Genomic DNA, 12,884 nt, shown 5'->3' with positions numbered 1-12,884 from the left:
ATATCGCCCGGTTTTATCTCGACAAGGTTCCGCGAGGGCGTTATTCGGGAACCGAATTCAATCGTTTCAAGGAAGTCGCGCGACCATGGGCGAGAAAACAGAGAAGCTCCTTTCCATTCTGAAACTCCAGCCGGTCGTTCCGGTCCTGATCGTCGACGATGTGAAGTCGTCTGTACTGCTGGCCCGCGCGCTCGTTGCAGGCGGCTTGAGGGCGATCGAGATCACCATGCGCACGCCGGCGGCACTCGAGGCCGTACGCGCCGTCGCCGCCGAGGTCGAGGGCGCCGAAGTCGGCGCCGGCACGATCCTCAATGCCGCTCATTGGGAAGCCGCTGTCGAGGCCGGTTCTAAATTCATCGTCAGCCCGGGCACGACCCAGGAACTGCTCGATGCCGCCGCTGATTCGAACGTGCCGCTGCTTCCTGGTGCTGCGACTGCCAGCGAAGTCATGGCGCTGCGCGAAGAAGGCTACCAGGTGCTGAAATTCTTCCCGGCCGAGCAGGCCGGTGGCGCCGCCTATCTCAAGGCGCTCTCCTCGCCGCTTGCCGGCACGCTGTTCTGCCCGACCGGCGGCATTTCGCTGAAGAACGCCCATGATTATCTCTCGCTGCCGAACGTCATCTGCGTCGGCGGCTCTTGGGTGGCGCCGAAGGAGCTGGTCACAGCCGGCGACTGGGCGGGGATCACCAAGCTTGCGGCCGAAGCGGCGGCACTGAAGGCCTGACGTTCGGTAGACGGCGGGGAGCCTCGCGCTACAACCCCGCTTGCCCCCGATTTGTATTCCAGCCGTCGCAAACCTATGTACGCTTCCAGCTTCAAACAGGGAGATGACGAGGAATGTTCGACGCAAAGAAGCTTCTCGACCAGTTCTTGGGTTCGCAGGTGCCGGGTCTTGGTGGTTCGGTCCGCGACCGGGCAGGTGATGCGGCTCAGACGGCCAGAAACAATCCGCTGGCGGCAGGCGCGATCGCCGCCGCGCTTCTCGGCACCAAGACAGGCCGGGGTATTGCCGGCAATGCACTGGCGATCGGCGGTCTTGCCGCCATCGCCGGCCTCGGCTACCAGGCCTACAAAAATTATCAGTCAGGGCAGGCGCCCGCAGCCCCTTCGGATGCGCCCTCGGCCAACAATCCGGTTCTCCTGCCGCCGCCTGTCGAATCCGGTTTCGGGCCGGCGTCGCCGGCAGGCAGCAACGAATTCGTGCTGGTGCTGATCCGCGCGATGATTGCCGCCGCCAAGGCCGACGGCCATATCGACGATGCCGAACGCGCCCTCATTATGGACAAGGTCAAGGCCGCCGATGTCAGCGGCGAGGCTGCCGCCTTCATCGAGCGCGAACTCGCTTCACCGACCGATATCGATGCGCTGGTGGCCGCCGCAACGACGGAAGAACAACGGGTCGAACTCTACACCGCCTCGCGGCTCACCATCGAGCCGGATTCGCGCGCCGAGCGCGGTTATCTCGATCTGCTTGCCGGCAGGCTCGGCCTTGCCGACCAGCTGGTCGACCATATCGAGGCGACAGTGTCTTCCGCCAAGGTTACCTTGTCACAGTAACATCAGGCCGGTTGCCTTTGTCGGGCGGCTGGCCTATCCACTCCACTCCTGGACAAGGGGAGTGAACATGCGCGATCTAACAAATTTCAAGGGCTGCCCGGCGCCGAAGCCGGTGACACTGAAGGGCCGTTTCGTCACCGTCGAACCCTATCGGCGCGCCGAACATCTCGAAGCGCTGTGGGACGGGCTTGGCGGCATGGGCATCAATCCGCTGCTTCTCTATTTTGCGCAGGACGATTTCTCCGGCATCGAGGATTTCGCCAACTGGCTGGAAACCGTCTACACCAAGTCCGGCTGGCTCACCCATATCTTCCGCGACAATGCCACCGGCAAGATTCTGGGCATGGCGAACTATATGAGGGCGGACCCGGCAAACGGCGTCGTCGAGATCGGCGGGGTAGCGCACGGGCCTGAGATGAAGCGTTCGCCGCTGTCGACGGAAGTGCATTACCTGATGGCCAAGCATGTCTTCGAGGATCTCGGCTACCGTCGCTACGAATGGAAATGCGACAATAACAACGAGGCGAGCAAGACGACGGCCGCCCGTTACGGCTTCAGCTTCGAAGGGGTTTTCCGCCAGCACATGATCTCCAAGCGTCGCAACCGTGACACTGCCTGGTTCTCGATGATCGATACGGAATGGCCGCTGATCAACGATGCCTTCGAAACCTGGCTTTCGCCGGAAAATTTCGACGCCGCCGGCAACCAGATCCGTCGCCTGCAAGATATCCGCGCCGATCTGGAAAAGGAAAGGCTCGCGTGAGCCCGGAGAGCCGCTCGCAGGCCATTGCCGCCGCCGTCATCTTGCTTGGCGCCGGCCTCGTCATCTATTTCCTGCCAAGCATCGTGCTTTGGATCGGCAATTTCTCTCCGACGCTCGGCATCGCAGTCGGCGCCGGCCTGATCCTAGCGTTTTTCGCGGTCTTCTGGCTACGAGCGCGCTATCAACGGAGCAGGGGAAAGTAGGCCTACCCCTGCAGCGAGGCCGCGAGCAGCAGGGCGCCCATCAGCATGACGAGCACGGCGCCGAGGATTTCGATGGCGTTGCCGATCCAGATCGAGGCGGTCGAGCCGCGCCCGGAGAGGCGCACGGCGGCACTCTTGGCAGTGACGGCAAGCGTGGCAAGCAGGGAAACGGTAATCGCCGTGCCGAGCGACATGGCGGCGACCGACAACACGCCACCGAGATAGAGCCCGTTGAGCAGCGAGAAGGTCATGACCAGCAATGCGCCGGAGCAGGGGCGAAGACCAACGGCGACGATGGCCGACCAGGCCTCGCGGGCGCTGAACCTGTCGCCGGCGAGCATGGCGGGATCAGGCACATGGGCATTGCCGCAGGTCTCGCAGGCCATGCCGGGAACGAAGGTATGGGCGGCGTCGACAGGCTGCGCCTTGCCGTTGAAGGCATAGGTCTGGCGTTCGACGGCATTGTCCTTCCAATCGAGCATCATGCTGACCGAACCGGCAGGTGTCGCCACCAGACGGCGACGCGGTATGTTGGCCGTCATCGAACGCAGTTTACGGAACAGCAGCCAGCCGCCGAACAGGATGACCATGACGAAGCTTGCGATCTCCATCGCATGGGTCGCCGCCGTCAACGTGATGCCGGTGCCGCGCAGCACCAGCCAGGCGCCGCCGACTAGGGCCACCGCCACCACGCCCTGGACGAAAGCCGAAATGAAGGAGATCACCACGCCGCGCTTCAGCTCGATCTCGTTGGCGATCATGTAGGAGGAGATGACCGCCTTGCCGTGGCCGGGGCCGGCGGCATGAAAGACGCCATAGGCGAAGGAGAGGCCGATCAGCGAGGTCAATTGCCATGGGTCTTGGCGCATGCCCTTTAATGCGTCGGTCAGCGCCCGGTAGAAGGCCTGCTGCTCATAGTTCACATAGAGCAAGAGGGGTGCGAGCGGCCCGCCGGTCGGCTGGAAGCTTGGCTCCGCCGTGCCGATGCCGAGCGGCGATTGCGCATGGACAAGACTTGCCGCCGCCAGAAGCGCCAAGACCGCGGCAGAAAAGATGACGCACACGCGTTTCGTCAGCATGTGACCTCCAGCCGAGTGGCGAAGAGTTTGGACATGTTGGTGCCAGTGGGATCATTGAAGAAGGCGTCGGTCAGCGATTGCTTGTTCTGCGAGATCACCTGGTCGGCATCCGGTCGCACCACCTGATGTTTGCAGGCCTTGAAGCCGTCGCCGACGATTGCCAGTTCGTTGTCTGTGGGAAAGTCGATTGAGGTGTAGAGCGTCGGGTCGTAGACGCCGAAGGTGAGCCTGCCCTTAAGCGGCATCTTCTCCACCGGCTTGACCGCGAAAAACATCAGCAGCTGGCCGTCCTTATAGTCGACATGGATGATGTCGGGCTTCTGAACGGTGATGTTTTTCCCGTTGATGGTCAGGTTCATGTAATAATCATATTCGGAAAGCGACTGCTTCACCGTTTTGCCGACCTCCGCGAGCTCATTCGGCTCCAGCTTCAGGTCGGTGTTCTTGTCGAAATCCATGACCACTGAGGAAGAGAAGACTTCGTCGAAGCGCCAGACGTTGCGCAGTTCCTCGACGTTGCCATCCTTGTCGGCGACGACCTCGAGGCGGGCCTCCACGAAGATGTGCGGATGGGCAAGGGCGGCGGCCGGCGCCAGCGAAACAAGCGCGGCCATCAGTATCGTCGAATATCTCATCTAGTCCGCTGCCCTGTTCGGTGACCCTGACTTCTTGCCAGAAATTGGGACGGAATTGGGACCGGATTCGCTACTGGATTCAGATAGCCGCGGGTTGGCACGGGTCGCGATGTCGCAGCCGCAAGGGCGGCGCTACGGATGTTTCTTGAACCAGTTGTTGAGGTAGTCGACGAAGATCCTCACCTTGGCGGGCAGGTAGCGGCGGTGCGGATAAACGGCATAGATGCCGCGGTCGGTCGGGATATAGTCATTGAACAGTGTGACCAGTTCACCGTTCTCGATCGGCTTGCGAGCGATGAAATCCGGGATGAAGGCAATGCCGATGCCGGCGAGTGCGGCGCGCAATGTCGCATGCGGACTGTTAATCTCTATCGGCCCGGAAACGGCAACGGCGAACGAGGTATTATCGGGGTTGTGGAAGCGGATGCTCGCCTGGGTGCGCGCATTGGTATCGACGATGAAGGGGACGTTGGAAATATCGGTCGGATGCTCGATGTTGGGATAGCGCTCGAGAAATTCCGGCGTGGCGCAGAGATGGATACGGAAATCGGAGATCTTGCGGGCGATCATGCCGGAATCCTCGAGCTTGGTGATGCGGATCGCCACGTCGAAGCCTTCTTCGATCAGATCGACAAAGCGGTCGTCGGCGGCGATCTCCAGTGAAAGGTCCGGGTTCTCCTTGGCAAAATCGATCAGCGACTGGCCGACATCGGCATCGACGAAGGTGCGCGGTACGGAGATGCGAAGCCGTCCTTTGAGCTGCGCATTGTTTTCGCGCACGAGATCGGCGAGGTTGTCGATCTCCTTGAGAATATCGGAGGCGGTGCGGTAGTAGGTGTGGCCGGCCTCGGTCATGGAGAACTGCCGGGTGGTGCGGTTGAGCAGCAGTGCGCCGAGCTCATCCTCCAGCTCACGCACGTATTTGGAAAGCAGCGCCTTGGAGCGGCCGGTGCGCCGCGCGGCGGCGGAGAAACCTTCGGCTTCGACGACATCGATGAAAGCACGTATGCGGGTCAAGGTATCCATGGACATCCCTTACGCTGTTTCGGAATGTTGAACAAATCGGCTCGTTTTGTTCAATTATTTTTTTGGCCCCGCGATCAAAAAATCGCTTGATTATGAAGGCGAATATTCTTATCTCCACCTCAGCCCAAAGTCGCACGTGCCCATGGGTGTCCGCCGAACCCTCGAATTGGTGAGGAAATCGGTAAGGTACCTGGAATTAACCCCTCCAGTCGCTATTCCGGCCAACCGGAAAATGCGAGGACGCCTGAAGCAACGACGGTGCGGGCCTTTTTGTTCTCTCCCTGCTTTCCATCAGCGGGGGTTACTGAAGAGGCACACCATCATTGCCGGAAGTGCGGTTGGGATTCTCCCTCCAATCCATGGCAGACAAAGCCGAACTTACACCGCATGGCGGCGTTGGTTCACTATCTGCGCATCGAGCGTTTGCTATGGTTCCGGGGTCTCCACCGGCTGGTTCCAATGCGAGTTCCCGTATGCCCTTTGTCCTCCGGTTCATGCCGGAGCTCTGGAACTGGAAGAGGGAATCGATATGACCACCCAGCGCATCCGCGACTTTCTCGCAACCCGACGTCCCGATGGTCCCTGCCTCGTGGTTGACCTCGACGTCATCAGCGACAATTTCCACGCCTTCCGTCACGCAATGCCGGACAGCGCCATCTACTACGCCGTCAAGGCCAACCCGGCCCCGGAAGTGCTGAAGCTGCTCGCAGGCCTCGGCTCCAATTTCGATTGCGCATCCGTTGCCGAAATCGAAATGGCGCTCGAAGCCGGTGCGACCGCCGCCCGCATCTCCTACGGCAATACGATCAAGAAGGAACGTGACGTTGCCCGCGCGCATGCGCTCGGCGTCAGCCTGTTTGCGGTCGACAGCCACGAGGAAGTCGAGAAGATTTCGCGCGCCGCTCCCGGCGCCCGCGTCTTCTGCCGCGTGCTGACGGATGGCGAAGGGGCTGAATGGCCACTGTCGCGCAAGTTCGGCTGCGTTCCGCAGATGGCTGTCGACGTTCTCGTCTACGCCCATCAGCTTGGCCTGCAGTCCTACGGCGTCTCGTTCCATGTCGGTTCGCAGATGACCAAGGTCGATGCCTGGGATTCGGCGCTTGCCGATGCCAAGCGCGTCTTCGTCTCGCTTGCCAAGCAGGGCATCCACCTGCAGATGGTCAACATGGGCGGCGGCTTCCCGACCAAGTACCTGCGCGACGTTCCGTCCGCAGAAGCTTACGGCAAGTCGATCTACCAGGCGCTGCGCACGCATTTCGGCAACCAGATCCCGCAGACGATCATCGAACCGGGCCGCGGCATGGTCGGCAATGCCGGCGTCATCAAGGCGGAAGTCGTGCTGATCTCGAAGAAGTCGGACAATGACGATGCGCGCTGGGTATTCCTCGACATCGGCAAGTTCGGCGGTCTCGCCGAGACGATGGACGAAGCCATCCGCTATCCGATCCGCACGGAGCACGACGGCGATGAGATGGAGCCCTGCGTCATCGCCGGCCCGACCTGCGATTCGGCCGACGTGCTCTACGAGAAGAACCTCTATCCGCTGCCGATCTCCCTTTCGATCGGCGACGAGGTCCTGATCGAAGGCACCGGCGCCTATACGACGACCTATTCGGCGGTCGCATTCAACGGTTTCGAGCCGCTGAAGGCCTACGTCATCTAAGGTCGTTTCCGCCGGCCCCGTAACCAACCGGGGCGGCAATTTCACAATTTTCCTTCATCGCCGCTGATAACGGTATTGGGTACGGGAGGCCAAGATGGCCGCTGTTCTTGATTCTGTCCGCGCATTCTTTGCGCCTACCACTTTCGCCATCGACGCCGAAAATCCGTCGGACGTCGTTGCCCGTGAAAACCTGCTCGACCGGGTCATGGGCGCAGACCGCCGCAAGAAGTCGTCGGAAAAAATCCGCCGCAACCGTGTTCCGGCCGAGGGCCTGGCGCTGGTCGCGCGCGATCGCGACGGCCATGTCATCGGCTCGGTGCGGCTCTGGAATATCGAGGCCGGCGTCAATGACGAGGGCACGCCGATCAATGCGCTGCTGCTCGGTCCGCTCGCCGTTGCGCCGCATCACGGCGGCAAGGGGATCGGTTCGGCGCTGATGCGTGCGGCGATACTCGAAGCCAAGAAGCGTGGGCATGGTGCCGTCCTGCTCGTCGGTGACGCCGCCTATTACGAGCGTTTCGGCTTTTTTGCCGAGAAGGCTCGCCATCTCGTCATGCCGGGTCCGTTCGAACGCTCGCGCTTTCTGGCGCTCGAACTCACGGAAGGCTGGCTCGACGGCGCGGCCGGCATGATCGTCCCCTCGGGACGCATGCTGGCTGGCGCGCCGGTTCGCCGCGCAGCCTGAAGCAACGTCCGGTCGGGTTGGACTCGTTCCACCTGGCCGGCAATATCCGCGCCGCTTGACCATGGAGGCAGGCGGGCCTGCCGTGGTTGCGGCGCGGATTATTTTTCGGGTGCTGCGGCGCGTGGTGGCGTGCAGCGGGGAAAAAACCACAATCGTTAAATTTTTAGCGAAGCCCCCAATCAAACCGCAAAACGCCTCCTGTATGTTCCGAGAGAATTTCGAGAAAGCGTCATGCTGCTGGATCTCAGGACAATCTATTTCATTGTGGCCGTGAGCTGCTTCGTGCTGGGCATTCTCCAGCTTGCAGCCTATGCGACCGGCCGCTTCGAGAGGTGGCCGCTGTGGTGGGGCCTGAGCAATATTCTTGTCGGCGTCGGTTCCTTTCTCGTCGCCTTGCGCAATCTCGTTCCCTACTCCGTCTCGATCGACGGTGGCAATGTAGTGACCATCGCCGGCTACATGCTGATGTTCTTTGCCGTGCGCGTCTTTTCGGGCCGGGCGCTTGAGCAGCGCTATTTCTGGCTTGCCATCTTTCTCGTCAGCGTGCCTGTCGCACTTATCGTCAGAGATCCCTCGGCAGTGTCGGCGAGGCTTCTCTATGTCTCGGTCATCTGCTGCCTCTGCGATCTCGCCGTCGCGGGGGAGGCAATCGGTATTGCCCGGCGCGAGAGGCTGTATTCGGCAGCCCTGCTCGTCGGCCTCTATGTCTGCACTGCCTCGATCTTTGCGGTTCGCAGTGTTCTTGCGGCGACCGGCGAAATCGGCGGGCCGGATCCTTTCGGCAGCAGTGTCGTTCATAGCTGGATGGCGGTATCGGCGGTTGCTTTCATCATGCTTCGCAGCATGGCCATGGTGCTGATGGCTGCCGAGCGCAGCCGAAATCAGTTAACCGAACTCGCCCACCACGACCCGCTGACCGGCGCGCTCAATCGCGGTGGCCTTGCCCAGCATCTGCCCGCTCTCAATTCGCAGCCGGTATCGCTGCTCATCATCGATATCGATCATTTCAAGCAGTTGAACGACCGGCATGGCCACGCCGCCGGCGACGATATCCTGCGGCTTTTCGCCAGCGTTTCGAGAGGCATCATGCGCTCGGACGATCTGCTCGCCCGTCAAGGCGGCGATGAGTTTCTGGCCGTGCTGAAAAATTTCTCCCTCGAAGATGCTGTGGTGATTGCCGAGCGCATCCGTCTCGCCTTCGCCGCCGCCGTGATGCAGCGGCCCGATCTGGCCGTCTTTCCGACACTGAGTATCGGCGTTGCCGCGTGTGGGCAAAACGGCGGAGATTTTGAAAGACTGATGCAGAAGGCGGACGAGGCGCTCTATCGTTCGAAGCGGGAAGGCCGCAACCGGGTCGAAGCCTTCGGAGAAACGCACCAAGCCGCGTAGGAACGGCGCGAACTCGCCGATCTCAAAGGGGTTCTAGAGCCTTTCCTGGTTAGATTGAAGCATTCTGCCGGAGCAGGTTTTCGTCAGGGCAGAGGCGATTGGCGAAAGGCATACCCCTTGGTACGTCCGAGCCGATCGCCTCTGATCCTGGCGGAAAGATGCCCGGCCCTTCGGGTTGGCTGAAACGGGCCGGCTGATCGACCGGCCGGCTTGGCCGTAGAGCTGGGCTACGACGCGCACCGGCCGGTCGACCATCCGACTCCGTTTGAGCCAACAGAATGATTCTAGATATTTTGGTCCATCGTCTCGGCCGGGATTTCGTCGGCGCGGTGGACGCGCACGAGCGTTGCCGGCACGCCGGCGACCGTGCAATGTTCGGGAACCGGCTTCAGTACGACGCTGCCGGCGGCGATCTTGCTGAAGGCGCCGATTTCGATATTGCCGAGGATCTTGGCGCCCGCGCCGATCATCACGCCATGGCGTATCTTCGGGTGGCGATCGCCGGTCTCTTTGCCGGTGCCGCCGAGCGTGACGTTCTGCAGGATCGATACCTCATCCTCGATCACCGCCGTTTCGCCGATGACGATGCCCGAGCCGTGATCAAGCATGATGGAAGCGCCGATCCGCGCGGCCGGATGGATATCCGGGCCGAAGACCAGCGAGGCGAGATTGGCGAGCCACGAGGCGATCTCCGGCCGGCCGGCGTTCCAAAGCGCGTGGGCGATGCGGTGGGTCTGCAGCGCATGGAAGCCCTTGAGGTTCAGGAGCGCGTGCAGACATGTCGTGCAGGCCGGATCGCGTTCACGGACGGCGACAAGATCCGCCTCGATCTTCCGCATGATATCATCATCAAGCATGGACAGGATGAGATCGAACAGATCGCCCGCTGCCACCTGCGTCACGGACAGGCGCGCGGCCAGCACATGGGCGATGATTTCTTTGTTGCCTGCAGCGTTGGTTATCTGCACCGCAAGCAATTGCTGCAAAATCGGCTCGCGTGCGGCAAGCGCAATTGCCTCGGCGCGGATGACGGCCCAGACGGATGCGCCGCCCAAAGGCTGCGGCTGTTGCTCGGCCAAACCGAGGTCGGTCGATTTCGACATTCTCGTTTCCTCTGTCAGCAAAGCGGTGCAAGGCGCTCCCTGCGTAGGCTCATGTTTCGTCCGGGCAAGACATTTGGCAAGCCCGGCATTCTGCGGCCTTAGGTCCGTTGTTTTAGCCGCCAGACGGCTGCAGGCCGGGTGTCAGCTCCGGAAGCCTGCGCCAATGATAGAGCACATCCGGCTCTCTTTCCTCATTATCAGCACCGTCGGTCTCCTCCTCGGCGGCAAAACCGTGTCGTACGTAGAACGCCCGTGCGCCGGTATTGCGCTGAAACGCCCAGAGCCTGATCTCGTCCATTTTCTGCTTGGCACAGCCGAGGAGCAGAGAGCCGATGCCAAAACCCTGGAAATCCGGGAGAACGTAAAGCTGCTCTATCCAGCCGTCGCCATAGGCGATGACACCGACGAGCCGGTTTTCCAAGGCGGCGCCAAGGATCGTGCAGTTCGGCAGCAGATGCATGCGCCAGTACTGTTCTTCCTCTTCGGGCGTATGCAGATCCGGCAGCCAAGGCAGTCGTTGCCGGAGGGAGACACGCCTGATTCCGGCTGCGGCTTGCATGTGGTCGGCGGTGAGCGTCACGACTTCAGGCTCAATCGGGATGTCGTCCATTGCCGCCAATGTGCGTCAAGACGAAATATCGATGACGCCGCAATCGCCGGCTTCGGAAGCGAAGGCGAGCAGCTTGCCGTTCTTGCTCCAGCTCATCGCCGTGACGGCGCCTTTGCCTGGGCGGCGCAACAGCGCCTCCTTGCTGTCGGCGATGCGGACGGCCAGAATCATGCCGTCGATGAAGCCGATGGCGAGGATATCTTCCAGCGGATGGAATTTCACCGCGGTTGCCATGATATTGGCGCGGGTGCCGAGTTCGAGCGGCGCCTTGCCCATCGGTCCGTCCTTGCCCTGGAAGGGCCAGACGATGGCGGCCGGCGCGCCTGACGAGGCGAGCCATTTGCCCTTGACCGACCAGGAGAGCGATTTGACCTTGGCGGGGTAGCCGGTCATCCGCATGTGGCGGGCTTCGGAGCCCGGCTTGCTGTCGAGTTTCCAGCCGTGCAACGCGTTTTCCTGCATCGAAGTGACGAGGAAATTACCATCCGGCGAGAAGGTGACGCCGGTATGCGCACCCTTCCATTCCAAATCGACCGGTTTGGCGGTCATGCCGATCCAGTGCAGCGACACGCCGTTATACCGCGCGGCCGCGATGCGCAGGCCCTTCGGCGCAAAGGCAAGGCCTTCGACGGTGCGCTCCTCGGCAAATTCCTTCGTCGTGCCATCGGCAAGGCGCACGAGCGAACTCTTGCCGTAGGAATAGGCAACGGCCCCTTGCGGGCCGGCTGCGACCTGCGAAATCCACTTGCGCGGCGCGGTGGCAATCTCGCTGACGCTGCCGTCGGCCGAAATGCGCAGCACCTTGCCGTCCTCGCCGCCGGAGATCAGGCTCTCGCTATAGGGATCGCGGATGGCGGTGAGCATGCCCTGATGGGCTTCGCAAACCCTGTCGCCGCCGTCTAGCCGGTGAAACGTGCCGTCGGCGCTGGCGAAGAAGGGGACATCACCTAAAAATTCGACGGCCAGAACGTGGCCGTCGAGATCAAGCGGCGCAACTGTCGGCATCAGGCGGCTGCCTCGCAGGCCTTGAAGGAGGCTTCGAGCTTCTCGCGGTCAAGATCGCGGCCGATGAAGACGAGACGGCTCTCGTGCTTTTCGCCTTCCTTCCACGGCCGCTGGTGATCACCTTCGATGATCATGTGCACGCCCTGCACGACGTAACGCTCGGGATCATCCTTGAAGGCGATGATGCCCTTGAGGCGGAGAATGTTCGGTCCCTGCGTCTGGGTGATCTTCTGGATCCAGGGGAAGAAGCGCTCCGCGTTCATCTCGCCGCCGCGCAGCGATACCGACTGCACCGTCACATCATGGATCGCCGACATGGCGCCATGGTGATGATGCTCATGCCCATGGTGATCATGATCATGATCATGATCGTGATGATGGTGGTCGTGATCACAATCCGGGCCGCAGACATGGTCGTCGTGGCCGTGCTCGAGGAAATGCGGATCGTTTTCGAGCGCGCGCTCCAGGTTGAAGGCGCCCTGATCGAGCACGCGGGCGAGGTCGACGCCGGAGCGGCTGGTCTTGTAGACGCGGGCGGCCGGGTTGATGGCGCGGACGATGTCGTCGATCACATCAAGCTCTTCCGGGGTCACGAGGTCGGTCTTGTTGATAATGACGACGTCGGCGAAGGCGATCTGGTCTTCGGCCTCGCGGCTGTCCTTCAGGCGCAGCGGCAGGTGCTTGGCGTCGACCAGTGCGATGACCGCGTCGAGCTCGGTCTTGGCGCGCACATCGTCGTCCATGAAGAAGGTTTGGGCAACCGGCACCGGATCGGCAAGACCGGTGGTTTCGACGATGATGCCGTCGAAGCGGCCGGGACGGCGCATCAGCCCTTCGACGACGCGGATCAGGTCGCCGCGCACGGTGCAACAGACGCAGCCATTGTTCATCTCGTAGATTTCTTCATCCGACTCGACGATCAGGTCGTTGTCGATGCCGATTTCGCCGAATTCATTGACGATGACCGCATATTTCTTGCCGTGGTTTTCGGAAAGGATGCGGTTGAGCAACGTCGTCTTGCCGGCGCCGAGATATCCGGTGAGCACGGTAACGGGAATAGGCTTCTGGGTGGGGATCGCGTCGGTCATGAGAACCTCTAGGATTAGGCGTGCGGCCGAGTAGCTTCAGATCGGCTGCTTGAACGGTTGGTCTCATATAATGGCATG

General features: G+C 61.5%; 14 protein-coding genes. 7 read left to right on the top strand and 7 right to left on the bottom strand.

All coding sequences use genetic code 11. From position 1 onward, the window contains the following. The first annotated feature begins 85 nt into the window (after window positions 1-85). The 4 genes from GR197_RS08340 (at window position 86) to GR197_RS08325 (ending at window position 2,523) form a co-directional block, all read left to right on the top strand. Window positions 86-724: a 2-dehydro-3-deoxy-phosphogluconate aldolase gene (locus GR197_RS08340; RefSeq protein ID WP_164008384.1), complete on the top strand. Its 639-nt coding sequence runs from the start codon at window positions 86-88 to the stop codon at window positions 722-724. Between the two features lie 113 nt (window positions 725-837). After that, entirely contained in the window at window positions 838-1,557 is a 720-nt protein-coding gene (locus GR197_RS08335) for a tellurite resistance TerB family protein (RefSeq protein ID WP_164008382.1), read from the top strand. A 67-nt stretch (window positions 1,558-1,624) separates the two neighbouring features. Then, on the top strand, window positions 1,625-2,320 hold the full coding sequence (locus GR197_RS08330) for a GNAT family N-acetyltransferase (protein ID WP_164008380.1): 696 nt from the start codon (window positions 1,625-1,627) through the stop codon (window positions 2,318-2,320). After that, window positions 2,317-2,523 (top strand): hypothetical protein, encoded by a 207-nt coding sequence (locus tag GR197_RS08325; RefSeq protein WP_164008378.1) that lies wholly within the window; start codon window positions 2,317-2,319, stop codon window positions 2,521-2,523. The genes GR197_RS08330 and GR197_RS08325 overlap by 4 nt, the downstream gene beginning before the upstream one ends. 2 nt (window positions 2,524-2,525) lie before the next feature. Here GR197_RS08325 and GR197_RS08320 read toward each other — a convergent pair whose 3' ends face one another. From GR197_RS08320 to GR197_RS08310, 3 genes are all read right to left on the bottom strand, one after another. Beyond that, entirely contained in the window at window positions 2,526-3,602 is a 1,077-nt protein-coding gene (locus GR197_RS08320) for a nickel/cobalt transporter (RefSeq protein ID WP_164008376.1), read from the bottom strand. Next, window positions 3,596-4,237, bottom strand: coding sequence for a DUF1007 family protein (locus tag GR197_RS08315; RefSeq protein WP_164008374.1), 642 nt, complete (start codon window positions 4,235-4,237; stop codon window positions 3,596-3,598). Before GR197_RS08315 ends, GR197_RS08320 begins: the two co-directional genes overlap by 7 nt. Window positions 4,238-4,369: 132 nt before the next feature. After that, on the bottom strand, window positions 4,370-5,263 hold the full coding sequence (locus tag GR197_RS08310; RefSeq protein ID WP_164008373.1) for a LysR family transcriptional regulator: 894 nt from the start codon (window positions 5,261-5,263) through the stop codon (window positions 4,370-4,372). A 529-nt stretch (window positions 5,264-5,792) separates the two neighbouring features. Between GR197_RS08310 and odc2 the strand changes: the two genes are divergently transcribed. The 3 genes from odc2 to GR197_RS08295 all read left to right on the top strand — a co-directional run bounded on the left by odc2 (window position 5,793) and on the right by GR197_RS08295 (window position 9,000). Beyond that, window positions 5,793-6,926: an ornithine/lysine decarboxylase gene (gene odc2, locus GR197_RS08305; RefSeq protein WP_049734760.1), complete on the top strand. Its 1,134-nt coding sequence runs from the start codon at window positions 5,793-5,795 to the stop codon at window positions 6,924-6,926. A gap of 94 nt (window positions 6,927-7,020) precedes the next feature. Then, a complete protein-coding gene (locus tag GR197_RS08300; protein WP_164008371.1) occupies window positions 7,021-7,611 on the top strand; it encodes a GNAT family N-acetyltransferase in 591 nt (196 codons plus the stop codon). 231 nt (window positions 7,612-7,842) lie between these two features. Continuing rightward, window positions 7,843-9,000 (top strand): GGDEF domain-containing protein, encoded by a 1,158-nt coding sequence (locus GR197_RS08295; protein WP_164008369.1) that lies wholly within the window; start codon window positions 7,843-7,845, stop codon window positions 8,998-9,000. A gap of 284 nt (window positions 9,001-9,284) precedes the next feature. On the opposite strand, the gene cysE is transcribed toward GR197_RS08295, so the two are convergent. The 4 genes from cysE to GR197_RS08270 form a co-directional block, all read right to left on the bottom strand. Next, window positions 9,285-10,103 (bottom strand): serine O-acetyltransferase, encoded by an 819-nt coding sequence (gene cysE / locus GR197_RS08285; RefSeq protein ID WP_164008367.1) that lies wholly within the window; start codon window positions 10,101-10,103, stop codon window positions 9,285-9,287. 112 nt (window positions 10,104-10,215) lie between these two features. Next, window positions 10,216-10,713 carry a GNAT family N-acetyltransferase gene (locus GR197_RS08280; protein WP_164008365.1) on the bottom strand — a complete coding sequence of 166 codons (498 nt, stop codon included), beginning with the start codon at window positions 10,711-10,713 and terminating at the stop codon, window positions 10,216-10,218. A 15-nt stretch (window positions 10,714-10,728) separates the two neighbouring features. Next, window positions 10,729-11,718, bottom strand: coding sequence for a WD40 repeat domain-containing protein (locus GR197_RS08275; protein ID WP_164008363.1), 990 nt, complete (start codon window positions 11,716-11,718; stop codon window positions 10,729-10,731). After that, window positions 11,718-12,806 carry a CobW family GTP-binding protein gene (locus tag GR197_RS08270; RefSeq protein WP_164008362.1) on the bottom strand — a complete coding sequence of 363 codons (1,089 nt, stop codon included), beginning with the start codon at window positions 12,804-12,806 and terminating at the stop codon, window positions 11,718-11,720. Before GR197_RS08270 ends, GR197_RS08275 begins: the two co-directional genes overlap by 1 nt. Window positions 12,807-12,884 lie beyond the last annotated feature (78 nt).

Source organism: Rhizobium phaseoli, from assembly GCF_010668805.1.
In the GTDB taxonomy this organism is placed as follows: domain Bacteria; phylum Pseudomonadota; class Alphaproteobacteria; order Rhizobiales; family Rhizobiaceae; genus Rhizobium; species Rhizobium phaseoli_A.
The sequence above is the reverse complement of the archived record's forward strand: the minus strand, read 5'-3'. Positions and strand labels throughout refer to the sequence as shown.

Excerpts from the sequence above, each read along its gene's own strand:
- GR197_RS08340 (WP_164008384.1), top strand. The coding sequence starts at position 86 with ATGGGCGAGAAAACAGAGAAGCTCCTTTCCATTCTGAAACTCCAGCCG.
- GR197_RS08335 (WP_164008382.1), top strand. The coding sequence starts at position 838 with ATGTTCGACGCAAAGAAGCTTCTCGACCAGTTCTTGGGTTCGCAGGTG.
- GR197_RS08330 (WP_164008380.1), top strand. The coding sequence starts at position 1,625 with ATGCGCGATCTAACAAATTTCAAGGGCTGCCCGGCGCCGAAGCCGGTG.
- GR197_RS08320 (WP_164008376.1), bottom strand. The coding sequence starts at position 3,602 with ATGCTGACGAAACGCGTGTGCGTCATCTTTTCTGCCGCGGTCTTGGCG.
- GR197_RS08315 (WP_164008374.1), bottom strand. The coding sequence starts at position 4,237 with ATGAGATATTCGACGATACTGATGGCCGCGCTTGTTTCGCTGGCGCCG.
- GR197_RS08310 (WP_164008373.1), bottom strand. The coding sequence starts at position 5,263 with ATGGATACCTTGACCCGCATACGTGCTTTCATCGATGTCGTCGAAGCC.
- odc2 (WP_049734760.1), top strand. The coding sequence starts at position 5,793 with ATGACCACCCAGCGCATCCGCGACTTTCTCGCAACCCGACGTCCCGAT.
- GR197_RS08300 (WP_164008371.1), top strand. The coding sequence starts at position 7,021 with ATGGCCGCTGTTCTTGATTCTGTCCGCGCATTCTTTGCGCCTACCACT.
- GR197_RS08295 (WP_164008369.1), top strand. The coding sequence starts at position 7,843 with ATGCTGCTGGATCTCAGGACAATCTATTTCATTGTGGCCGTGAGCTGC.
- cysE (WP_164008367.1), bottom strand. The coding sequence starts at position 10,103 with ATGTCGAAATCGACCGACCTCGGTTTGGCCGAGCAACAGCCGCAGCCT.
- GR197_RS08280 (WP_164008365.1), bottom strand. The coding sequence starts at position 10,713 with ATGGACGACATCCCGATTGAGCCTGAAGTCGTGACGCTCACCGCCGAC.
- GR197_RS08275 (WP_164008363.1), bottom strand. The coding sequence starts at position 11,718 with ATGCCGACAGTTGCGCCGCTTGATCTCGACGGCCACGTTCTGGCCGTC.
- GR197_RS08270 (WP_164008362.1), bottom strand. The coding sequence starts at position 12,806 with ATGACCGACGCGATCCCCACCCAGAAGCCTATTCCCGTTACCGTGCTC.